Source organism: Seleniivibrio woodruffii (genome assembly GCF_004339245.1).
GTDB lineage: Bacteria > Chrysiogenota > Deferribacteres > Deferribacterales > Geovibrionaceae > Seleniivibrio > Seleniivibrio woodruffii.
Window position 1 is genome coordinate 437,665 of the sequence record NZ_SMGG01000004.1, and the last position, 21,382, is coordinate 459,046.

Annotated in this window: 21 protein-coding genes; 4 read left to right on the forward strand and 17 right to left on the reverse strand. The window is 47.2% G+C overall.

All coding sequences use genetic code 11. The features are described from left to right. Positions 1-44: 44 nt before the first annotated feature. From pyrR to C8D98_RS08165, 3 genes are read left to right on the forward strand one after another with little or no spacing between them, the layout of a single operon-like run. Entirely contained in the window at positions 45-581 is a 537-nt protein-coding gene (gene pyrR, locus C8D98_RS08155) for a bifunctional pyr operon transcriptional regulator/uracil phosphoribosyltransferase PyrR (protein ID WP_132873639.1), read from the forward strand. 19 nt (positions 582-600) lie between these two features. Next, positions 601-1,551: an aspartate carbamoyltransferase catalytic subunit gene (locus tag C8D98_RS08160; protein ID WP_132873640.1), complete on the forward strand. Its 951-nt coding sequence runs from the start codon at positions 601-603 to the stop codon at positions 1,549-1,551. Beyond that, positions 1,535-2,812 carry a dihydroorotase gene (locus tag C8D98_RS08165; RefSeq protein ID WP_132873641.1) on the forward strand — a complete coding sequence of 426 codons (1,278 nt, stop codon included), beginning with the start codon at positions 1,535-1,537 and terminating at the stop codon, positions 2,810-2,812. Before C8D98_RS08160 ends, C8D98_RS08165 begins: the two co-directional genes overlap by 17 nt. 37 nt (positions 2,813-2,849) lie before the next feature. On the opposite strand, the gene C8D98_RS08170 is transcribed toward C8D98_RS08165, so the two are convergent. Next, entirely contained in the window at positions 2,850-3,932 is a 1,083-nt protein-coding gene (locus C8D98_RS08170) for an ABC transporter substrate-binding protein (protein WP_132873642.1), read from the reverse strand. Positions 3,933-4,038: 106 nt separating this feature from the next. On the opposite strand from C8D98_RS08170, the gene C8D98_RS08175 reads away from it, so the two are divergent. Then, complete coding sequence (locus tag C8D98_RS08175; RefSeq protein ID WP_132873643.1) at positions 4,039-4,485, forward strand: C-GCAxxG-C-C family (seleno)protein; 447 nt, start codon at positions 4,039-4,041, stop codon at positions 4,483-4,485. 572 nt (positions 4,486-5,057) lie between these two features. Here the strand turns inward: C8D98_RS08175 and cimA are convergent. The 16 genes from cimA to trpS form a co-directional block, all read right to left on the reverse strand. After that, on the reverse strand, positions 5,058-6,641 hold the full coding sequence (cimA, locus tag C8D98_RS08180; RefSeq protein ID WP_132873644.1) for a citramalate synthase: 1,584 nt from the start codon (positions 6,639-6,641) through the stop codon (positions 5,058-5,060). Between the two features lie 18 nt (positions 6,642-6,659). After that, the gene (locus C8D98_RS08185) at positions 6,660-7,874 is read right to left on the reverse strand and encodes an aspartate kinase (protein WP_132873645.1); all 1,215 of its coding nucleotides are present in this window, start codon (positions 7,872-7,874) and stop codon (positions 6,660-6,662) included. A 19-nt stretch (positions 7,875-7,893) separates the two neighbouring features. Further along, complete coding sequence (locus C8D98_RS08190) at positions 7,894-9,060, reverse strand: cofactor-independent phosphoglycerate mutase (protein ID WP_132873646.1); 1,167 nt, start codon at positions 9,058-9,060, stop codon at positions 7,894-7,896. After that, positions 9,061-10,380 carry a homoserine dehydrogenase gene (locus tag C8D98_RS08195; protein WP_132873647.1) on the reverse strand — a complete coding sequence of 440 codons (1,320 nt, stop codon included), beginning with the start codon at positions 10,378-10,380 and terminating at the stop codon, positions 9,061-9,063. It lies immediately after the preceding gene. Between the two features lie 114 nt (positions 10,381-10,494). Continuing rightward, the gene (locus C8D98_RS08200; protein WP_132873648.1) at positions 10,495-11,706 is read right to left on the reverse strand and encodes a DNA polymerase Y family protein; all 1,212 of its coding nucleotides are present in this window, start codon (positions 11,704-11,706) and stop codon (positions 10,495-10,497) included. Then, positions 11,703-11,951 carry a hypothetical protein gene (locus C8D98_RS08205; RefSeq protein WP_132873649.1) on the reverse strand — a complete coding sequence of 83 codons (249 nt, stop codon included), beginning with the start codon at positions 11,949-11,951 and terminating at the stop codon, positions 11,703-11,705. Before C8D98_RS08205 ends, C8D98_RS08200 begins: the two co-directional genes overlap by 4 nt. Next, positions 11,932-12,531: a transcriptional repressor LexA gene (gene lexA, locus C8D98_RS08210; RefSeq protein ID WP_165871241.1), complete on the reverse strand. Its 600-nt coding sequence runs from the start codon at positions 12,529-12,531 to the stop codon at positions 11,932-11,934. The genes C8D98_RS08205 and lexA overlap by 20 nt, the downstream gene beginning before the upstream one ends. A gap of 75 nt (positions 12,532-12,606) precedes the next feature. Next, positions 12,607-13,080, reverse strand: coding sequence for a hypothetical protein (locus C8D98_RS08215; RefSeq protein ID WP_132873651.1), 474 nt, complete (start codon positions 13,078-13,080; stop codon positions 12,607-12,609). Continuing rightward, on the reverse strand, positions 13,080-14,450 hold the full coding sequence (locus tag C8D98_RS08220) for a sigma-54-dependent transcriptional regulator (RefSeq protein WP_132873652.1): 1,371 nt from the start codon (positions 14,448-14,450) through the stop codon (positions 13,080-13,082). Before C8D98_RS08220 ends, C8D98_RS08215 begins: the two co-directional genes overlap by 1 nt. Before the next feature lie 6 nt (positions 14,451-14,456). Further along, positions 14,457-16,619, reverse strand: a complete 2,163-nt coding sequence (locus C8D98_RS08225; protein WP_243640941.1) for a sensor histidine kinase — start codon at positions 16,617-16,619, stop codon at positions 14,457-14,459. A 4-nt stretch (positions 16,620-16,623) separates the two neighbouring features. Further along, positions 16,624-18,078 carry a tetratricopeptide repeat protein gene (locus C8D98_RS08230; protein WP_132873654.1) on the reverse strand — a complete coding sequence of 485 codons (1,455 nt, stop codon included), beginning with the start codon at positions 18,076-18,078 and terminating at the stop codon, positions 16,624-16,626. 40 nt (positions 18,079-18,118) lie between these two features. Beyond that, positions 18,119-18,481 carry a 6-carboxytetrahydropterin synthase QueD gene (gene queD, locus C8D98_RS08235; protein ID WP_132873655.1) on the reverse strand — a complete coding sequence of 121 codons (363 nt, stop codon included), beginning with the start codon at positions 18,479-18,481 and terminating at the stop codon, positions 18,119-18,121. Continuing rightward, on the reverse strand, positions 18,481-19,167 hold the full coding sequence (locus tag C8D98_RS08240; protein ID WP_132873656.1) for a pseudouridine synthase: 687 nt from the start codon (positions 19,165-19,167) through the stop codon (positions 18,481-18,483). Before C8D98_RS08240 ends, queD begins: the two co-directional genes overlap by 1 nt. Continuing rightward, complete coding sequence (scpB, locus tag C8D98_RS08245) at positions 19,164-19,682, reverse strand: SMC-Scp complex subunit ScpB (protein ID WP_132873657.1); 519 nt, start codon at positions 19,680-19,682, stop codon at positions 19,164-19,166. The genes C8D98_RS08240 and scpB overlap by 4 nt, the downstream gene beginning before the upstream one ends. Beyond that, positions 19,675-20,394: a segregation and condensation protein A gene (locus tag C8D98_RS08250; RefSeq protein WP_132873658.1), complete on the reverse strand. Its 720-nt coding sequence runs from the start codon at positions 20,392-20,394 to the stop codon at positions 19,675-19,677. The genes scpB and C8D98_RS08250 overlap by 8 nt, the downstream gene beginning before the upstream one ends. Next, entirely contained in the window at positions 20,391-21,371 is a 981-nt protein-coding gene (trpS, locus tag C8D98_RS08255) for a tryptophan--tRNA ligase (RefSeq protein ID WP_132873659.1), read from the reverse strand. Before trpS ends, C8D98_RS08250 begins: the two co-directional genes overlap by 4 nt. Between the last annotated feature and the right edge of the window lie 11 nt (positions 21,372-21,382).

The window sequence follows — 21,382 nt, forward strand, 5'->3', positions numbered from 1 at the left end:
GAGCGGTTAAAAGGCTTTTTTTTTGAATAAACGGAGGTTGAGAAATGTCCGCAAAGGAAATAATGAACAAGGATGAAATGGCCAGAACCCTTAACAGGATGGTGTTTCAGATTCTTGAGGCGGTCAGGGGCGAAGAAGGCTTCTGTCTGGTGGGAATCCGCAAAGGCGGTGCCACTCTGGCAAAGCGCATGGCAGATATTCTGGCCAGAGAGGGTGTTAAGAACATCCGGCTTGGATATCTGGACATCACTCTCTACAGAGACGACCTGAGCAGCATCCACGACTATCCCGTTCTGCACAGCACTGAGCTTAATTTCGATGTCACAGGGCAGAATATAGTGCTGGTGGACGATGTGATCTACACCGGAAGAACCACAAGAGCCGCTCTGGATGCCCTGATTGACCTTGGAAGACCGAAAAAGATCCTTCTGGCGGCATTTATCGACAGAGGCCACAGAGAACTACCCATTCAGCCTGATTTCACCGGAAAAACAGTGCCCACATCACGCAGTGAACTGGTTGATGTGAAACTTGAGGAAGATGGCGGAACTGATTGTATTACAATAAATAAAAAAGCCTAGAACATAAAGGAGTCCAACAATGGCTTACAAAAGAAAAGACCTTTTGGGGATGAAGGATCTGAGCAAAGAAGAGATATTATATCTTCTGGACACAGCGCAGCAGTTCACTGAAATTAACGAACGTGATGTTAAAAAAGTGCCTACGCTGAAAGGGAAAACGGTTATAAACCTTTTCTTCGAACCATCAACAAGAACCAGAACCTCTTTCGAGATTGCGGGCAAGAGGCTCTCGGCGGACACAATAAATTTCACTTCGTCCTCAAGCAGTACCACAAAGGGCGAAACCCTTATAGATACAGTAAAAAATATGGAATCCATGCACTCTGACATATTCGTGGTGCGCCATGCCTATTCAGGCTCGGTAAAATTCATAGCCGAACATACTGATGCGAAGGTCATAAATGCCGGAGACGGACTGAACGAGCACCCAACTCAGGCACTTCTGGACATGCTGACCATCCGCCAGAGCAAAGGCAGGCTGGAAGGCCTTGAAGTTGCCATCATAGGCGATATTACCCACTCCAGAGTGGCTCGGTCCGATGTGTGGGCTATGACTAAACTGGGCGTAAATGTGCGCCTCTTCGGTCCCACAACAATGATTCCCAAACACTCGGAGGTTTTCGGCTGCCGTGTGTGCAAATCCATGCACGAAGCGGTCGAAGGTGCGGACGTTATCATTATGCTCCGCATCCAGAGGGAGCGTCAGGGCAAACTGCTGATACCCTCTACAAAAGAATATGCTAAATATTTCGGTCTGACAAAAGACAAGCTGACTCTGGCAAAACCGGATGCCCTCGTGATGCATCCCGGCCCCATAAACAGAGGGGTTGAGCTTATGAGCAACGTTGCCGACGGCGATCAGTCGGGCGTTCTCAGACAGGTATCAAACGGTGTGGCCGTGCGTATGGCTGCGCTCTACATATTAGGTATCGGCAACAACAAGGGAGGAATGGATGAAAACGCTTCTTAAGAACTGCAAGATTGTAAACCACGACAAGATCACCGAGGGCAACATCCTCATAGACGGCGAAATCATCGCCTCCGTTACCGCATCCGCAGATGAAAAAGCGGACAAGGTCATAGACTGCAAAGGAAAATATGCTGTTCCCGGTCTGATAGACCTCCATGTTCACTTCCGTGACCCCGGACTTGAGTATAAAGAGGATATAACCTCCGGAGCCAAAGCCGCTGTTGCGGGCGGTGTTACGGCCGCCTGTCCCATGGCAAACACAAAACCAGTGAACGATAACAGGATCATAACCGAATACATGATAAAGAAGGCCAAAGAGGACGGACTCATTGATATCTTCCCCATCGGCGCAATGACAAAAGGTATGGAAGGCGAAGAGCTTACGGAAATGGGCGATATGGTTGAAGGCGGAGCCATAGGCTTCTCCGACGACGGAAAACCCGTTTGCAGCGCAGAGGTCTTCCGCCGTGCCGCCGAGTATGCAGCTCAGTTCGGCTCATTCGTTATAAGCCACGCCGAAGACAAAAGCCTCGCAGGTGCAGGTGTGATCCATGAAGGCGAGGTTTCCGCAATCACCGGTCTCAGAGGCATCCCTTCCGAGTCCGAAGAGGTTATGGTCGCCCGTGACATTCTTATGTCAAAACTTACAGGCGCACACGTCCACATCTGTCACATCAGCTCAAAAGGCACTCTGGAGCTTATCAAATGGGGTAAGTCTATGGGATATAACGTAACATGTGAGGTTACGCCCCACCACTTCACCCTTACCGATAAAGAGCTTCTGGGCTATGACACAAACTGCAAGATGAATCCTCCGCTCCGTGCGCAGGAGGACGTCGACGCTATGATAGAAGGCCTTAGAAACGGCGACATCGACTGCATAGTGACCGACCATGCGCCCCACTCCCGTGACGAAAAAGCGCAGGAGTTCGACCTCGCTCCTTTCGGTATGACAGGAATCCAGACCATGCTTCCGCTGTCGCTGGCTCTGGTTGAAAAAGGTGTGATAGATATGCCCGCATTCGTCAGGCTGACATCATACACCCCTGCAAAACTTATTAAAAAGAACGACAGAGGCGAGATTGCGGTGGGCAAACTTGCGGATATAGCCATAGTTGATCCCGATCTTGAGTATGTTTTTGATATGGAACTGAACCGGTCGAAATCGGTGAACACACCCTACATCGGCAAAACCCTTAAAGGAGCGGCTCTCTACACCATCAAAAGCGGCAGGGTTGTTTTCGAATTTCCCACAAAATAACAAAGATATACCGCCGGACTTCAAACGGGTTCGGCGGTTATTTTTTTATCGTTATCCCCTTCTCGGAAAATATCAGATTTTTAAAAACAGGAATGGTCTGGGGAACGTTTTCAAAGAACCCAGAGCCTGTGAACTCCCTTGAAATATCGTCCGCACGTGTGGTTATGTTCTCAGCTCCGAAAAGATCCGGATACATTGCCGTTCCTATGTAATAGGAGTTTATCAGCAGGTTTTCATAGCGGGCGGAGTATCTGTTGTAAGGCAAGATTGTGAAAACCTTTCCGTTCTTCACCGCCGGAAGACTTCTGAAAAGCTCTTTATTAGCCGCATAGTCCTGTTTCAGCCTTTCCAGCATGGTGTATTCAACAAAAATGTATTCAGGCTGATGTTCCGCCAGTTCTTTGAATGTTATGTCCAGATACGATGTCTGGGCAGTTGTGCTGGAACCGATGCATCTCTGATTCATATATCTGAGATAGATATAGCATTTTTCAACCGTATAGCCGTCTTTCAGATCTTTGTACTGCTGCGACAGTATGAACACCCTCTTCTTTTCAGTATCCCTTGTTCTGTCTATCAGCTCTTTGCGGGTTCTGGCCATAAAGTTTGCGATATCCTGCATGTTTTTCCGGTCGTCAAAAACAACACCAGCCAGACGAAGCGACTGCATTATGCTTTCATAGTTCAGATATCCGGTTTCGGAACAGTTCAGAGCCGCAACGGTGCTGTTCACGGAGGATGCCAGTTTCTCCACCTGCCTGTTATTAAGTCCGGTTGTTATGATTAGTTCCGGTTTCGCATCGTTGATAGCCTGATAATCGGGAGTAAAACTGAGATATGATCTGAAAACCGGCGCAAGGATATCGTAGTTATCCGGATAGGCGCAGGAACATGTTTTTCGTGTCTTGTCTATTGATGCCGGAATGTCTCTGGTCACCAGCCAATAGGCATAGTCGGTGTATTCCGCCAGTGCCGACGAAGCAGGACCAACCGCTGAAAGTCTTGTCAACTCTTCAGGAATCAGCACTTCCCTTCCGCATGCATCGATAAATTTGTTCGTGTCGGCATATGAAAAGCCGAACGGCAGAGCCATTAATAGTATAATAAAAAATTTAACCATAGATCACCGTATGATTCATAACAATATACAAATAATCATATGGAAGCAACAAAGATATTGACAAAAATGTTACCGATATGCTCAAAATCCATCAGAGGATAAGAATATGACAGATGAACAGCTTAATAAAGCCGCTGAAGAGGCGGTTTCACTTTTTAAAAGCGGATATTCCTGTTCCGAGGCGGTTCTGCTTGCTTTCGAAAATAACTCGGACAAGACTTTCTCAGACGATGCAAAGAGAGGTATGTCAGCATTCGTTGAAGGTGTCAGCGGTTCCGGCTGCATCTGCGGTGCACTGGCAGGTGCTGTTTTCGTTCTCAGCACACTTGGCGGCAGGCTTAAAAATGACGAATCAATTCAACAGCTTAAAACTGCTTCAAAACGACTGCATGACGATTTTAGAATGGAGTTTTCAAGTGCGTGCTGTCGGGTGATAACTGCAAAATCTGCAAAGATCTTCGGAATAGGAAAATACAACAGCTGCCACAAAACGGTTGAGTTCAGCATCAGGCGGGCACTTCAGCTTGCTTTTGAAAACGGTTGGATAAAATGACAAAAAAAATCCCGGTTACATGCTTTAAGGGGGGAGGAGGGATAAAGCATAGAAATAACCGGGCAATAGTCTGTTTGGTATTTGTATTATAACGCTATTTAGATTTATTTCAACATAAATTATATAAAAAATATAAGATTATTTTTTGTTTCGTGAATAATAATTAAAGCATAATGTTTCTTACTATGAACAGTCAAAACTGGTAGTTCTGCATGGGATGAGGTGAGACTCTTCGGCGGTGCCTCACTAGCCGAAGGCTGTATGAGTCAACTTGTGGTAATTGCCGAATAGAGTGACCAATGTTTTGCGTCATTGCGAACCTGTGTAAGCAGGTGTGGCAATCCCACCCGCTAAGTTTACGAAAATTCTTAAATCGTCAAATAGAGTGACGTAGGCTAACGGTTGAAGCAATCCTGAACATCCGGCTATCCGAACATGGAAAACTGCCACGCTGCGCTCGCAGTGACTGGAATTGTTTTTGTATGTAAAAGCCGATATGAAAAAAGCCGCCCCCTTTCGGAAACGGCTTTACAATTTTAAATAACCATACCGGATCGGGAAAATCCTGTGGTTTAATTTGTCCGTTCTTTGTCCTTCAGGAGCTTATACTCAATGGAGTCCATAAGAGCCTGATATGATGCATCGACGATGTTTGCGGCGACGCCCACTGTTCCCCAGGTTGAGTCCTTATCCTTGGATTCGATAAGAACACGGGTAACAGACTCCGTGCCCTCCCCTGACGACAGAATGCGAACTTTGTAGTCCACCAGTTCCATGTCGGCTATGCGGGGATAGAACTTTGCCAGAGCCTTGCGGACTGCCCTGTCCAGAGCGTTCACGGGGCCGTTGCCGGATGCCGCTGTGTGCTCCTGTTCTTCACCGACTATAATCATAACGGTGGCTTCCGCCATGGGGTTGTCGGAGTTGCTGCGCTTTTCGTCTATAACTCTGTAGCTTATTGAGTCGAAAAAGGGAGTGAAAGTTCCCATGGTCTTTCTCATAAGCAGTTCGAACGACGCCTCTGCACCCTCGTACTGGAATCCTTTGTTTTCAAGCTCTTTCAGCCTGTCGACCACAGAATTCACCTTCGGATCGTTGCTGTCGATATCCAGACCGAAGTCTTTCGCCTTGTAAACAAGGTTGGACTTGCCTGAAAGGTCGGACAGAAGCACCCTCTGTTTGTTGCCGACTAGTTCCGGCTCGATATGCTCGTAAGTTCTTGCGTTCTTAAGGATTGCGCTGACGTGTACCCCGCCCTTGTGTGCGAACGCAGAGCGTCCGACATAGGGCTGGTGGATATTGTGCTTAAGGTTGCCCAGCTCGTTGATATATCTGGAAACGCTGCGCAGTCTGCTGAGTTTGTCGGCAGGGACGCATTCGTATCCGTATTTCAGCTGAAGGTTGGGAATAACAGAGCAGATGTTTGCGTTTCCGCATCTTTCGCCGTATCCGTTTATGGTTCCCTGAACCTGCACTATCCCGTTAACGACCGCAACAACGGAGTTTGCAACCGCACAGTCGCTGTCGTTGTGGCAGTGTATTCCGAGGGGATAGTCCCCCGTAAGCTTTTTAACTTCCTGAATTATCTCAGCAATTTCCAGAGGCATTGTTCCGCCGTTGGTATCGCAGAGGATAATGCAGTCGGCTTTGGCGTCCATAGCGGCTTTTATGGTTTTAAGGGCATATTCCTTGTTGGCTTTGAAGCCGTCGAAAAAGTGCTCCGCATCATAAAAGGCTCTGTCCACCTTCGATTTAAGATAAGCTATGGAGTCGTTGATTATCTCAAGGTTGTGCTCCAGCTCAATCTTGAGCGCCTCTGTAACGTGGAGATCCCATGTCTTGCCGAATATGGTAAGGTTGGGAACTTCCGCCTCAAGGAGCGCCTGTATATTTTCATCGTTATCGCAGGTTCTTTTCGCACGTCTGGTGCTGCCGAACGCCGCAACGTGGTCTATGGGAACTGATGATTTTTTAACTTCACGGAAAAAGCCGATATCTCTGGGGTTGGAGCCTGGCCAGCCGCCTTCGATGTATCTTATGCCGAAATCGCAAAGTGTCTCGGCTATTTTAACTTTATCAGCTATCGTAAAGTTTACGTCCTCCGACTGAGTGCCGTCTCTCAGCGTGGTGTCGTATATCTCTATCTTTTTAGACATAAATTTACCTTTTAAAGATTACGCTTCAACAAAAGCCTCGTGCAGTATTCTGACTGCGAGCTCGGAGAACTTCTCCTCGACAACGCATGAAACTTTTATTTCGCTGGTGGTTATCATCTTTATGTTGATGTTGTTCTCAGCAAGCAGAGAGAACATCTTCGCCGCTACGCCGGTGTGGCTTCTCATACCCACGCCCACAATAGATACTTTGGCGATGTTCTCATCAGCCAGAACCCCCTTGGCACCTATCTCTTTAACGATTTCGTTGCATACGTCGGTTGCACGCAGAAGGTCTGTTTTCTGCACTGTGAAGGACATATCGGTGTTTCCGTCCTTGCCTACGTTCTGAACGATAACGTCAACGTTGATATTGCTTGAAGCGATTTTAGTAAATATTTTAGAAGCGATGCCGGGATTGTCCGGAACAGCCGCAATGGTAATCTTAGCCTGATTTTTGTCTGAAACAACGCCGGTTACAACAACCTGCTCCATATCTGAGTCCTCCTTAGTAACTAATGTTCCGGGTTTATCCTCTAGTGATGAAAGAACCATGATGTCAACGTTGTGGTTCATGCCAAGCTCAACGCTTCGGGACTGGAGAACCTTTGCGCCCAGAGACGCCAGTTCCAGCATTTCGTCATAGGATATCTTTTCGAGTTTTTTGGCATGTTTAACAATTCTGGGGTCGGCGGTGTAAACACCGTCAACGTCCGTATATATCTCGCAAACATTAGCTTTCAGTGCGGCGGCAACAGCCACGGCGGACGTGTCTGAACCACCCCTGCCCAGCGTTGTTATGTCGCCGGATTCGGGGAAGATACCCTGAAAGCCTGCAATAATGCAGATGTTTCCTTTTTTAAATTCTTCTTTGATCCTGTCAGCCTTAACATCCATAATGCGGCTGTTGGAGTGCACTCCGTTTGTGATCATGCCGATCTGGATGCCCGTGAGAGAAACAGCAGGGTAGCCCATTGAGATAAGCGACTGAGCCACAAGGGGGGAGCTTGCCTGCTCTCCTGTGGACACCAGTTGGTCATATTCTCTGGGGCTGAACTTGGGGTCGATCTCTTTCAGGAGGTTGATGAGTCTGTCCGTTTCGCCTGACATGGCTGAAACGACACAGGCGACATCGTGTCCCTGATCTCTTTTTTTCGCAATAATTCTTGCGACATTCTTGATACGTTCGATGGAGCCGACGCTGGTTCCGCCGAACTTCATAACTACTATGCCCACTAAGTCCTCCTTTAAGCCGTCAACCGTTGATAACGGGACTTTTCAGAAAAAATTCTGCGATCCGGTAACCGTTTTCTATAAAAAACGTGGGTTTCATAAATTCGTCATAGGTGGTGTTCTCATCGGCTTTCACCCCTGTTCCGTAGATTATTGCAGGAACGGGTTCCGCAACGTGTGTGCGGCGTTTTACGGGTGTGGGGTGATCGGGTGAGACGAGAATTCTGAAATCCCCGAATTTTTTCAATCCGTCAAGCAGAATGGGGAGCAGTCGGCTGTCTATGTTTTCCACAGCTTTAATTTTTTCACTTATACTGCCCATATGTCCTGCTTCATCAGGGGCTTCCACATGTATGAATACATAATCATTTTTTTCGAGAGATTTCAATGCGTATTCAGCTTTGCCCTCAAAATTGGTGTCTATGAATCCGGTTGCTCCCGGAACGTTAATAATCTCCAGTCCGCCGAACCTGCCTATGCCTCTGATGAGGTCAACTGCGGCAACAACGGCTCCGTCAAGTCCGTAAAGTTCTTTAAATGCGGGCATTGCGGGCTTTCTACCCTCTCCCCAGAACCATATGCTGTTAGCTCTGGAATATTTGCCGCCTTCAAAGACTTTTTTCGCACGCTCCATTATGCTGAGCAGTTTGTCCGCCCCTTTTCCTTTGGGCAGATACTGCTCCCACTCCTGTCCCATGATATCATGCGGGGGTGTGGTCTGAAGCTCGAAATCTACGTTGCGCATTACCATAAGGTTCCGGTAGCCGACGCCGGAATAAAACTCGGCGCCTTCGCTGCGGAATATGCTGTCAAGCTCGGCAACACAGGCTTTCGCAACGTCACCGTCAATATGGTGCGCGGAGAAGTCGTCCATTACTTTGCCGTCCAGTGTAACAAGGTTGCAGCGGAAGGCCATGTCGTTCTTTCCCAGTTCGATACCCTGGCTTCCGGCCTCAAGGGGGCTTCTGCCTGAGTAGTAAACTGTGGGGTCATAACCCATAAGCGAAAGGTTGCAGATGTCGCTGCCGGGGTAGTATCCGTCAGGAGTGGACTTTATGAATCCGCCGACACCCTCTTTCGTCATCATATCCATGTTGGGTTTGCTGGCGGCCTGCATTATTGTTTTGCCGCCAAGTTCGTCTATCTTATGGTCGCTCATCCCGTCGGTGAGCAGTACAACAAATTTCATTTACACAAGCTCCTTAACTCTGATCGCAACTGTTTTGTCGCTTACGCAGTCTGATGCGTCGATCTCCTCTATGGCATTCATGATGTTGTTTGCAATGGTCTTATGGGTCATAAACACCATTGTAACAACTTCGCCCGGTGCTCTGTTGTCCGGCTGTATTGCCTGAGAAATACTAATATTGTATTTGCCGAGGATTCCCGCAATCTTTGCCAGAGTGCCGGGTTCGTCCAGAACAGAGAAACGCAGGTAAAATTTGGATTTAACATCCTTTATGTTTCTGATGGGGCAGTAATAATCATACTCTTTCGCAAAGCCCAGAACAGGCACACGCTCGGTGCAGCCTCCGACTATATCCCTTGCTATTGAAACAACGTCTGCCGTTACAGCGGAACCTGTGGGCTTGCCGCCGGCTCCTCTGCCATAATACATGGTCTTGTCAACGTTATCGCCCACAAACTCAACGGCGTTGAACACACCGCTGACCTGAGCCATCATCTCGGCGTTGGGCAGCATCGTGGGGTGCACACGCACCTCTATGCAGTCATCCAGTTTCTTGGCTATGGCCAGAAGTTTTATTTTGCAGTTCAGCCTTTTGGCGAACTCAATATCGACTTTTTTGATATTAGAGATACCTTCAATGTATACTTTATCAAAAGGTATCAGCGTTTTAAAGCCGATAGACGCAAGTATGGCTATCTTATGCGCCGCATCGATACCTTCGATATCGAAAGTCGGATCGGCCTCTGCATATCCCTTCTCCTGAGCGGCTTTCAGAGCTTCTGAAAACTCTTTGCCTTCGGCTTCCATTGAAGACAGGATGTAGTTTGCGGTTCCGTTGATGATGCCGAAAATCTCCTTGATGTTGTTACCCACAAGGTCTTCTTTAAGAACGCCGATAAGCGGTATTCCGCCGCCGACAGCTCCTTCGAAACCGATAGTCACACCGTTGTCCTGTGCGGCTTTGAATATTTCTGCGCCGTGCAGGGCAAGAAGCGCCTTGTTGGCTGTCACAACGTTCTTTTTTGCCTTCAGAGCTTTCAGGATTATTTCCTTGGCAAATCCGTATCCGCCCACAAGTTCGAGAACAATGTCTATCTCAGGGTCATTTATGATGTCGTCAGCGTTGTTTGTTACCGTTTCGCAAAGTGAAAGCGTTTCGTCCAGTCTCGTTTTGTCAATTTTAAGATCTGCAACCGTCTTAAGGGTGATATCGATACCCGTTTTCTCGAAAATATCCTGTTTGTTATGAACAAGTATTTCGGCCGTTCCCTTCCCCACGGTTCCGTATCCGATGAGACCAACATTCACTTTTTTTGACATTAATTTCCTCCGGACATAACTGTTAAAAATTATGTCCAACGATACTAATTGATTTGCTATATCAAGTCAAGAAAACAGCTCTCTTTTTTACGGAAAATATACCTTTTGTTTTAATTAATCAGAGGTAAAATCGACGTTTCTGGTGCCCTCCGGTCTCCATGCGGGAGAGATGGTTTTTGCACCTATTCTTTTACAGTTGAGCACAGAGGCAAAAGAGACCGCATTCTTGCCGTATTTTGAGTTTATTTTATCTATTGCATCATAAAGTTGAGGATATTTTTGAAAGTCATCCATTATATTTGAGAGTGCAACATATTCTGAAACAAGACTTCCTATTGTAATACCAAGCAGTCTTATGGGTGTTTTATCCCAGATTTCATCAAAAATAGACACCGCCTCCTCGTATATATGATGAGTTGCCGATGTGAAAAAACCGAAGGTTTTCCGCTTGCCGATGGTGGACATTTCAGTGTCCCTTATGCATACATGAATGGTCTTTCCGGCAAATCCGTTCTTTCGGGCACGGGCTGAAACCATCTCGGAAAGCTGTAAAAGATAATTAAGCGCATCCTCTCTGGTGGTGACAAACACAGGCATTGTCATGCTGTGGCCGATGGATTTTACGGGAGCCTCCTCAGAGACCACACCGTCGCCGTATTGCCCGCATACCATGTTATAAAGCCTTGTGCCGTTCACTCCGAACATTTCCTCCAGACGTTCCTGTCCGAAATCTCTCAGGTCTTTCGGAGAAAAAATACCCAGATCCCTGAATCTTCTGGCAAGCCTGCGCCCTATTCCCCAGATGTCACCCAGTTCAAAATTATCTATAAAATCCAGAACTTCGTCCTGTTCCACCATGTAAAACCCGTCAGGTTTGTTCACGCCGCTGGCCATCTTTGCTATCAGCTTATTCGGGCCGACACCCACCGAGCAGGTAATGTTAAATGTCTTTTTAACAAAGGACTTTATCATGTAGGCGGCATCAACTGCGCTGATATCGATTTTAGACAGATCCAGAAACGCCTCGTCTATGGAATAACACTCCACATCAGGAGTGATGGTTTTAAGATATCTGGTTATTTCAGTTGATATATAAGTATATTTTCTGGGATTCGCAATGACAAGCGTTACATGCGGGCACACCTTTAACGCCTCAAACTTATTCATTCCTGTCTTAACGCCGCAGGCACGGGCTTCATATGAGCTGGTGACAACCACAGTGCGTTCCTTCGCCCCTATAACGGCTATTGGTTTACCACGCAGAGACGGATTCGAAGACTGCTCAACAGACGCAAAGAAGGCGTCCATATCCATGCAGAGTATCATCTGCCGTCTCCGTCCATAGCCTCCAGATACCAGCAGGCCTCCAGTGCGCTGAAAGACAGCTCAAAAACATTGAAACCATCCGTTACAGTGTATTTGTGGATGATGTCCGTACCTTCCCTCTCCTTCCAGCGGTAGCATATCTCCTTAACGGTGACCTTTTCGCCGTTGAGACTGAACCATACCGGTCTCGGACTGCTGTCGAACACCGCCCCCACACGCACTTTCTCATGCAGGTTCAATATCATAGCCGCCCTCCAGAGAACGTATCACCATTTTGACACTGCCTATAACCTGAAAGTCGTCATACTCAGTGACAGGAATAGGTGCGAAATCGGGGTTTGCAGGCATAAGAAAGATACCTGCGGATGTTCTTTCAAAGGTTTTAAGAGTGACCTCACCGTTCAGCCTGAAAGCACCTATCTGCCCGTCTTCGATATATTCGGTCTGACGGATGAGCACACAGTCGCCGTCCAGAATGGCCTTGTCTTTCATACTTTCGCCGTCAACACGCAGAAAAAAGTGGCCGTCGGACAGGGTTCTGTCCATTCGGATGTAGCCTTCGATGTTCTCCTCAGAGGTGACAGGTACGCCAGCTTTGATACGACCGAGAACAGGCACTCCGGCAGAACCGGTATCAAGGCTTCTTGCGACATTGCCCGCTCTTTTAAGAGCACCGGATTCCGTCAGCCTGTCCAGCATGGTCTTAACGCTGGCAGTTGAAGACAGCCCCATCCCTTTTGCAATTTCACGGACGGAAGGAGAATATCCGTTATCCTTTATGAAGTTATCGATGAATTTGACGAACATTTTCTGCCTTTCTGTCATAAAATCCCCCATATGCGAACAGTTGTTCGCATATGGGTATCATAATCCAAGAAAGGTAAAAGTCAAGAGAATTGATTACTGACGGACACCGCAGGTGATAGACGAAAAGATCATGCCTTTAATTGTTTTGATATTAAATTTTTTAGCATAACCGTCCACAAGTGCTTTCGCCATTTCGTCCTGAGTTTCGTACATCATGGCATCTGTAGGAGTGCGGTTCACAAGTCCGGAGGCGAGAAAAGGTGCAATATTATTTCTGTTTTTAAGAACCAGTTTTGCATCGGATTCGGTAGGGAAATATATATCAACGTTAGCATCGCAGATAGTGTCGCCCTGCTTCATCCCTCCGGCAAGCTGCATATCGGTGATTTTGAGGTAATACATATCACTGTTAGGATCTTTAACTATTTCAGCTTTCTCAATCTTTCCTCCGGGAACATTTGCCGCAGCATCAACTTTTTCCGCAACACCGGGTCTTTTCACCATATAGAAAACGACGGCGGCGGCGAGCAATAAAACTAGAACAGAACCAACAAGATACTTAACCATTATCCTCTTCCTTCGGCCGGTTTATATTTTTCCAGCCCATATACTTTAATTTTGCGGTGCAGATACGTCCGCTCTATCTCAAGAATCTTCGCCGACTGGCTTATGTTCCAGTCATTAGCCTGAAGAGTCTGAAGAATATACTGTTTTTCAAAGTTTTCCTTTGCGTTTCTCAGTGCGGCGCCGTTTTCGGAATCGAATTTTTCCTCTTCCAGTGCACGCAGGAAATCGGGAGCATCGTCAATGTCCATCGTTTCGTGCTCGGAAAGCACAACCATCCGCTCTATGAGGTTTTTAAGCTGACGCACGTTTCCAGGCCACTCAAACGCCATAAAAAGCTCCATCAGCTGAAAGCTGACCTTTTTAAGCTCAAGGCCGTTCAGTGAGCATGCCTCACGGATGAAATACTGCATCAGTATCGGGATGTCCTCTTTGCGTTCACGCAGAGGCGGAACTGTCAGAGGGACGACGTTTATCCTGTAATAGAGATCTTCGCGGAAACTGCCGCTTTCGATCTCCTCCTCAAGGTTCTTGTTTGTTGCGGTTATGAGCCTGAAATCGGACTTGATTGGTGCATTGCCGCCTACCCTTGTAAAGCTGTTGTTTTCAAGCACACGAAGCAGTTTTGCCTGTGAAGGCTGCGACATGTCCCCTATTTCATCCAGAAAAAGGGTTCCGTTGTCGGCCTCCTCAAATTTTCCTGTCTTCTGGGACACGGCGCCAGTGAATGAGCCTTTTTCATGCCCGAACATCTCGGTTTCAAGAAGTTCTGATGGGATGGCCGCACAGTTTATTTCCACGAAGGCTTCTTTCGACCTGCGGCTGAGCATATGGATAAGTCTGGCCACATGTTCCTTTCCGGTGCCGTTCTCGCCGTTTATGAGCACCCAGGCGTTTGTGGGGGCTATCTTTTCTATCTTCTTTTTAAGTTCTGTTACGGGGCGGCTCACGCCGATTATATCATATTTTTTGATAAGGTCGCTTCTGGTCTCACGCAAAACGTGCATAAGCTGAAACTTGTCGGTAAGATGCTTGACGATAAGGAGTATTCTCTCCAGAGAAAGAGGTTTTTCAAGGAAGTCGTATGCACCTCTGCGTGTGGCCTCAACAGCGTTCTCAATGTTTCCGTGACCGCTGATTATGACCACTTCGAGGTCAGGAAAATAGCTTTTGATGTCACGCAGACCGTCTATGCCGTCCTTGTCGGGCAGCCAGATATCCAGAAACAGGATATCGTAGACGTTCTTTTTAAGCTGTGCGAAACCGTCTGCAAAAGTCAGCGCATAGTCGGCGGTATATCCTTCGTCTTCGAGGATATCCTTGATAGCGGTGCAGATCCCTTTTTCGTCATCAATAATTAGAATTCTTGCCATAAACCCCTAAGCCTTACGAAATTCCATCAGGAAGCGAGTATATTGTCCGTATTCGCTCTCAACGGTGATAGTTCCGTTGTGAACCTCTATTATCTTCTTAACAATTGCCAGTCCCAGCCCTGTGCCGTCCGGCTTTTTGCTGAAATACGGAATGAATACCCTGCCGATGTCCTCCTGCGGGATACCCTCTCCGTTATCTCCGTAATCGATTCTGATGTTGTTATCATCCTCGGTTACTTTGACGGTTATTTTACCTTTCTGGTTCATAGCGTCAATGGAATTGTTTACAAGATTGATAAAAACTCTTTTAAGCTGAGACTTGTCGCCTATGAACATCACTTCCGGACAGTCTATCTCTATGTCGGCTTTCTGGTTGGAACCCTTATAGAAAGCCAGTATCTCCTCAAAAAGATCCTTCAGGCCGAACTGAACCATTTTAAGTTCGGGCAGACGGGCAAACATGTTGAACTCGTTCACCATGCTTTGAAGGCTTTCAACTTCGGCTATGATGGTATCCATGCTGGAGACGATGGTCTCCGGATCGCCCGTGCCCATCACAGCTTTACGTTTTATCCTTTCCGCAGTGAGCTTTATGGGCGTAAGCGGGTTTTTTATCTCATGTGCGATACGGGTTGCTATCTCTTTCCAGATACCCACACGCTGAAAATTCAGCAGATCGGTTATGTCGTCCAGAACGATTACGAGGTTGTCAACGTTGCCGTCGTGGCTGAATATCTTTGTTATCGTAGTGGTCATGGTGCGCAGTTCGCCTTTCAGAAGTATCTCTATCTGAAACTGGGACTCCCGCTCATCAGAGTCTATGAAAAGAGCCGCAGGAGTGAGAACGGACGACAGAAACGCCTCGTTTGCGTATTCCAGAACAGTCTCCGCATAGTCGTTCTGTTTCAACAGCTCAAAGCTGTGCGTATAAAGGAAAATTGCGGATTTAACGTTTTTGAATATCGAATCGATATACTGGTTGTCCCTGGTTATCTGCATGAACATTTCGGACAGTTTTTCATTTTTCAGGTTCAGCTCTGTGTTGTGAGCATTAAGTCTTTTTATCATAGAGTTGAACGAACGGCCGAGATATGCCAGCTCATCGTTGCCCTGAACCTCCACCTCAACGTCCAGATTACCCTTCGACACGGCGGAAGATGCCGATGCGAGACTCTCTATAGGCCTTGTGATGCTCTTTGCATAGACCATGCTGCCCCATATGGCGGCAAACATAACAAACAACGTCATAAGGGTCGTTACGGCCTTGAAAGAGTTTTTCACCGGATAGATGAAATGCTCCGTCTGCCTGTATGTATTATAGGATTTAAGGATATTGGCCACATCCTCAGCCTGATTTTTCGGGAAACGCTTATAGACCACAACAGCGCCGACTATCCGGCTGGCATTTTTGCCGGAATAGACCGGATGCCCCACCCAGTAGACAGGCCTGTTATTAACCATATCGTAGCGGGCTATCAGTTCCTTTTTAAGGATTTTGTTGACCACCTTATTGGTGACAATGTTGTTTATGCGGTCTCTGCTTTTGTGGAGGCTGAGTATCCTTTCGCCGTATCTGTTGTAGATATATATTCCGTCCACCCTGTCCTTTTCCATGTAGCCTTTAATGAATTTCTCCATTTTAGGATGGTTGTTCCTGTAGACGAAATCACCTGATGAAATAAAGCTGGCCAGAAGCCCGCCCTGCTCAACAACGTAGCTCTCTGCCTGTGTCTGATACACCTGCATGAGGTTCATGGAGCTTTCAAGAGCCTGCTGAATCTGGGAATTGAACCATTTATCAATATTTTTACCGATTATCTTATTGCTGAATACGAAAACTATGACTGCGGGAATAACCGCCAGAATTATTGAGAAAGTGACAAGCTTTGTCTGGAGCCTTGCACCGAAAATATTCTTTTTCCGGTCGATGAACAGCTTTCCGAGGTTACGGAATATCAGAATGAAAACGGCCAGCAGGAGGATAAGGTTTATGTTTGCCAGCAGGAAGATGGATATGTTCGAATAGAGCGGGAAATCGTTATCCAGAAGTTCTGAACCTGCTATCAGGTTGAAAATGAGCAGGATAGCCAATATCCCCATGTAGATATATTTATTTTTCCAGTTTATCCCTGAAAGGCGGGAGAACCTTGGTCTGAATCTGAATACCACTTTGTCAGCCTTCCATTTCCAGAGAGAAGAAATCCTTCTTCCCCTTTTCTTCTTTTTCCGATGCTTCTTTCAGCTCGTTCTCGTCAAATTTTATTGTTTCGACCTCATGAGGTTTTTCAGCCTCTTTTTCGGGGGTGCTGAAAAAGTCGTCATCCTTTATGGTGATGTTTCCGGAGTTCTCGTCTTCAAAACCGCTGAAACCAGCTTCCTGAGGCTGTTCCGGTGTTTCGAAGCCGAATGCTTCAAAACCGCCTGGTGTATCGGCAGATGCCGACTGAGAATCTGAAAATCCGAAATCGTCCGCTATATCAAGACTGACAGCCACTTTGGGGGCGGAATCGTCCGTTTCGAACAGATCCAGAGCCACAGGCTCGAAAGACGCTATATCTTCACTTTTGTCAAATGTTTCCAGTTCAAACGGGACAGAGCTGTAGTCAACGGTTTCATGAACGGGTTCTTCTGTCTTTTCCGGAGCTGTCTGTTTCACATCGGTCGATGCTATCATCTTCGAGGCTTCTTCCAGAGCGATATCGTTTCCGGCTCTGCGGCATATGTCAGCTATTGCGTCCATATCGATTGCGTTTTCCAGAAACATTTCATAAATAACGCCTTTAATTCTGTCTCTGTCGCCTGTTTCCGCTTCGATGAAAAGCAGATGGCTCAGGATTGCCTTGTCGGCTATTACCTCCCGCAGTGCAAGGGTCAGCTTTCTGGTCTCCTGAGAAGGAGCGAGAGCAACCGTTTCCACGAACTCCTGCGGGTCAAAGTTTCTGCTGAGATGGCTGATGAGCGTGTGTTCGGCGACCTCAAAGCTATGGGGGTTTCTGCGGAGAAGCCCCTTTACAAAAGGCATTACCAGATCGGCGGGGCAGTTTGATTCCAGCAGATATACGGTTACGTCATCAATTTCATAATCCGGAAGAGCACCGTTTTCCGCAGACATTGTCAGTATTTCTGATATTTCCCTGTGCATCCCCAGAACGGTAAGTTTGCGCAATATCTTGGTTAAGATCTTCTCATCTTTGGGGTTTGCTTTGGCAATTTCCATGAGTATCGCTGAACATTCGGAAAATTTCCCTGCGGATTTAAACATATCGGCCAGAGCGAAGATATATCTGGTGGCCAGCTTGGGGCGGTTAAGTTTTGTGTAGGTTTCTGCTGCCTGCCTGTAGAGTTTCTGCTTATCCGCCGAAAAGAGCAGCATGCGTGAGATAACATTCAGGGCACTGTAATACTGCCCCGAATCAATATATTTGTCGGCGAGTCTTATCAGCAGCGATTCGGCCTTTGCCCTGTCCTCCGCCATAAGATGGATGTTCGCCATCATTCTCAGTGCGGATGTACTGTCGGCGTTCTGCGCATAGTACATTTCGTACTCCTGCAGAGCTTTGTCGTATTTTCCGTCGACATACAGGCTGTGGGCTTCGAAAATATCAGGTTCTTTGGGCTTAAAAAGCATCAGATACCCTTTTTCCTTTATTGTAGACCGGGAATCTTAATTATTCAAAGTATTCTGCCGCCTGAACGTCTGTTTCCCAGACAACGACCCTCTCTGTGAGAGTGCCGAAAGTCTCTTTCAGACGTCCGTATATGAAACGTGCGATGTTCTCGCTGGTCGGGTTGTGTGTGACGAAAAATTCTACCTGTTCGTTCAAGTATTTATGATCCAGTTCCTCAAGTATGTCTTTAAGTCTTTTCTTAAGGACGGTGAAGTCCACCAGCATCTCGGTTCCGTTCAGTTTGTCGCCCTGAAGATAGGCTTCCACACGCCAGTTATGACCGTGGAGGTTTTCGCATTTTCCGTTATAGTTCCGGAGGTTATGTGCTCCGTTGAACTGCTGTATAACTCTTACTCTGAACATTAAATCATTCCCTCAAGGTCTTTCTGGGTAAGCACCCTCATTTCGCCGGGTTTCATCCCGTCAAGGTTGATCCTTCCGACACGCACCCTTTTAAGTCTTCTCACCTGAATGTGAAAATGGCGGAACATGTTGCGTATCTGGCGTTTTTTACCTTCATGCAGGATGACTCTGTATCGTTTTTCATCCTGTTTGGTAACGATGCACGGCAGATAGTCGATGCCTTCGTAGGTTATACCTTTTTTCAGGATGTCTATCTGCTCCTGCGTAAGCTGTCTGCTTACACTTACGATATATTCTTTCTGGATTTTTTCTTCACTTTTCTGCAGTTTGCGGATGAAATCGCCGTCATTGCTGAAAATTATCAGCCCTTCGCTCTCATAGTCCAGTCTGCCGGAATATGCGGGTTTTTTCTCGGCGAGCATGGGGAAAACTTCCAGCGTATCCTTGCCGTGTCCGTCGCCGTAAGCTGTAAGTATCTGCACAGGCTTGTAAAATGCCCAGTAGAAATAGTCCTCAAGCCCCACCCTTTTTCCGTCCAGAGTAACCACGGATGAGCTGTCAACCTGAACCCAGGGGCCTTCGGCGGGCACACCGTTAACGGTTATTCTTCCGTCGGCAACGGCCTTGTCGGCGTCCCTTCTGGAAAGTGATGTGTTTTCAGCTAAATATTTATTAAGTCTTATCATTGTCTGCTTTTTAACTCCTGCCACTCTCTGAACGTGGGCAGTTCAGAAATATCGTTGATTCCCATGTATTCAAGGAAAAATTTGGTTGTGCTGTAAAGAAGCGGTTTTCCCGGAACGTCCTTTCTGCCTGTGACCTTCACAAGGTTCTTATCCAGCAGATAGCGCACTGTTCCTGACGAGTTAACGCCCCTTATTTCATCTATTTCAAGCCTTGTTATGGGCTGTTTGTAGGCTATTATCGCCGCTGTTTCCAGAGACGCACGGCTCAGGTTTTCCGTCTTTTCACCGAAGAAAGGCTCAAGCTCCGTAAATAGTTCCTTATCCGTGACCATCTGAAAACCGCCGGATACCTGACGTATCTTCATACCCAGCCCCATGTTGTTGAACTGCTCTGTGTAGTCCAGCAACCTGTTCTCAAGGTTTATGGGGTCCAGTATCTTTCTGAAAAATTTATTGTCCAGCGGCTCCCCCGCCAGAAACAGAGAGCTGTAGAATATCTTTTTTTCTCTATCCATTTGCGGCCTCTGCTATGTTTTCTATCACTATCTCGCCGAAGGTGTCCGCCTGCATCGCCTGAATGACCGCCAGACGCATCAGCTCCAGCACTGCAAGAAATGAGATGACCACCTCACGTCGGCTGACGCAGGTTTTAACGATATCTGTCCAGAAAAGCTTATGCTTTTCGAAGACAAGCTCCTTTATTTTGGCGATGATATCGGTAACGTCGACGATATCCTTCTCAAACTTCATGGGTTTGATGGTCTCTTTCTCCAGAACGCTGAAAAAGGCGTTTGCAATGCGGTAAGGGTCTTCGGTCTGCATTGATTCCCTTTCGATATAGATGGAACTGGTGCGCATGAGATATTTGCCCGAGTCGCCCTCAAGCTCCCTGAGCTGCTGCGCCACGTCCTTGTAGAACGAATACTCCACCAGTCTCTGGGTCAGGATAAACTTTTCCTCTTCCGGATCAAGCTCTTCCATCGGAAGCGACTCTTTCGGCAGGAGCATTCTGGACTTAAGGTATATGAGATATGACGCCATGTTTATAAACTCGGCGGCCACCTCAATATCCATCTTTTCCATCTCCCGCACGGCATCGACAAACTGGCCGGCAATGAAGGCGATGGGGATATCGTAAATATTAAGTTCGTTCTTATATATCAGGTGGATGAGAAGGTCCAACGGGCCTTCGAAGTTATCCAGCCTGACATCGAGCAGTCGGCTCATATTTTAAGAGCTTTCCTCACTTTTTCCATCATGCAGGCGGCTTCGGCGTTTGCCTTGTCCTGCATGGGCTTTATGAACTCGTTGATATCGGTTATTTCAGCTTCAAATTTTCGGCGGCGCTCCTGAATGGGTTCAAGCAGAGCCTGCATGTGTTTGAAGAGGATCATTTTGCATTCCATACAGCCAATTCCCGCTGATGTGCATCCTTTAGTGATATACTCACGCTCTTCTTCAGTAGAAAACACTTTGTGATAGTCAAAAACAGGGCATACTTCGGGGTTGCCTGGGTCTTTCAGACGCTGACGGTTGGTATCCGTCACCATCTTCTTGACCTTGCTCTCCACCTCTTTCAGGTCTTCTGAAAGCATGATGGCGTTGCCGTAGCTCTTGCTCATCTTTCTGCCGTCCAGTCCGGGGAGTCTGGGTACTTCTGTCAGAACACCCTTAGGCTCCGTAAACACCTCGCAGGAATAGAGATGGTGGAACCTGCGGATTATCTCACGGCTTATCTCGATGTGGGGCAGCTGATCTTCGCCCACGGGGACGTAGGTTGCGTTGTACATTATGATGTCAGCCGTCATAAGCACCGGATAGCTCAGGAAACCGAGGTTCGACAGGTCTTTGTTGGTCTGTTCCTGCTTGATCTCCTTGTATGTTGGGCATCGCTCAAGCCAGCTGACGGGTGTCAGCATGGAGAGCAGAAGGCTCAGTTCCGCATGATAAATGTTATGGGACTGAACGAACATTGTGCATTTGTTCGGGTCGATGCCGACACTCAGCCAGTCGAGGATGAGCTGTCTGCGGTTCTCTATTATATCTTCGGGATCTTCGTAGTTCGTTGTGAGCGCATGCCAGTCCGCAACAAAATAGAAGCAGTCGTGCTTCTCCTGAAGTTCCAGCCAGTTTTTAAGCGCTCCGTAATAATGGCCGATATGCAGACGGCCTGTGGGACGCATCCCGCTTAATACTTTTTCCATCTAAAAAACCT

Excerpts from the sequence above, each read along its gene's own strand:
- pyrR (WP_132873639.1), top strand. The coding sequence starts at position 45 with ATGTCCGCAAAGGAAATAATGAACAAGGATGAAATGGCCAGAACCCTT.
- C8D98_RS08160 (WP_132873640.1), top strand. The coding sequence starts at position 601 with ATGGCTTACAAAAGAAAAGACCTTTTGGGGATGAAGGATCTGAGCAAA.
- C8D98_RS08165 (WP_132873641.1), top strand. The coding sequence starts at position 1,535 with ATGAAAACGCTTCTTAAGAACTGCAAGATTGTAAACCACGACAAGATC.
- C8D98_RS08170 (WP_132873642.1), bottom strand. The coding sequence starts at position 3,932 with ATGGTTAAATTTTTTATTATACTATTAATGGCTCTGCCGTTCGGCTTT.
- C8D98_RS08175 (WP_132873643.1), top strand. The coding sequence starts at position 4,039 with ATGACAGATGAACAGCTTAATAAAGCCGCTGAAGAGGCGGTTTCACTT.
- cimA (WP_132873644.1), bottom strand. The coding sequence starts at position 6,641 with ATGTCTAAAAAGATAGAGATATACGACACCACGCTGAGAGACGGCACT.
- C8D98_RS08190 (WP_132873646.1), bottom strand. The coding sequence starts at position 9,060 with ATGAAATTTGTTGTACTGCTCACCGACGGGATGAGCGACCATAAGATA.
- C8D98_RS08195 (WP_132873647.1), bottom strand. The coding sequence starts at position 10,380 with ATGTCAAAAAAAGTGAATGTTGGTCTCATCGGATACGGAACCGTGGGG.
- C8D98_RS08200 (WP_132873648.1), bottom strand. The coding sequence starts at position 11,706 with ATGATACTCTGCATGGATATGGACGCCTTCTTTGCGTCTGTTGAGCAG.
- C8D98_RS08205 (WP_132873649.1), bottom strand. The coding sequence starts at position 11,951 with ATGATATTGAACCTGCATGAGAAAGTGCGTGTGGGGGCGGTGTTCGAC.
- lexA (WP_165871241.1), bottom strand. The coding sequence starts at position 12,531 with ATGACAGAAAGGCAGAAAATGTTCGTCAAATTCATCGATAACTTCATA.
- C8D98_RS08215 (WP_132873651.1), bottom strand. The coding sequence starts at position 13,080 with ATGGTTAAGTATCTTGTTGGTTCTGTTCTAGTTTTATTGCTCGCCGCC.
- C8D98_RS08220 (WP_132873652.1), bottom strand. The coding sequence starts at position 14,450 with ATGGCAAGAATTCTAATTATTGATGACGAAAAAGGGATCTGCACCGCT.
- C8D98_RS08230 (WP_132873654.1), bottom strand. The coding sequence starts at position 18,078 with ATGCTTTTTAAGCCCAAAGAACCTGATATTTTCGAAGCCCACAGCCTG.
- queD (WP_132873655.1), bottom strand. The coding sequence starts at position 18,481 with ATGTTCAGAGTAAGAGTTATACAGCAGTTCAACGGAGCACATAACCTC.
- C8D98_RS08240 (WP_132873656.1), bottom strand. The coding sequence starts at position 19,167 with ATGATAAGACTTAATAAATATTTAGCTGAAAACACATCACTTTCCAGA.
- scpB (WP_132873657.1), bottom strand. The coding sequence starts at position 19,682 with ATGGATAGAGAAAAAAAGATATTCTACAGCTCTCTGTTTCTGGCGGGG.
- C8D98_RS08250 (WP_132873658.1), bottom strand. The coding sequence starts at position 20,394 with ATGAGCCGACTGCTCGATGTCAGGCTGGATAACTTCGAAGGCCCGTTG.
- trpS (WP_132873659.1), bottom strand. The coding sequence starts at position 21,371 with ATGGAAAAAGTATTAAGCGGGATGCGTCCCACAGGCCGTCTGCATATC.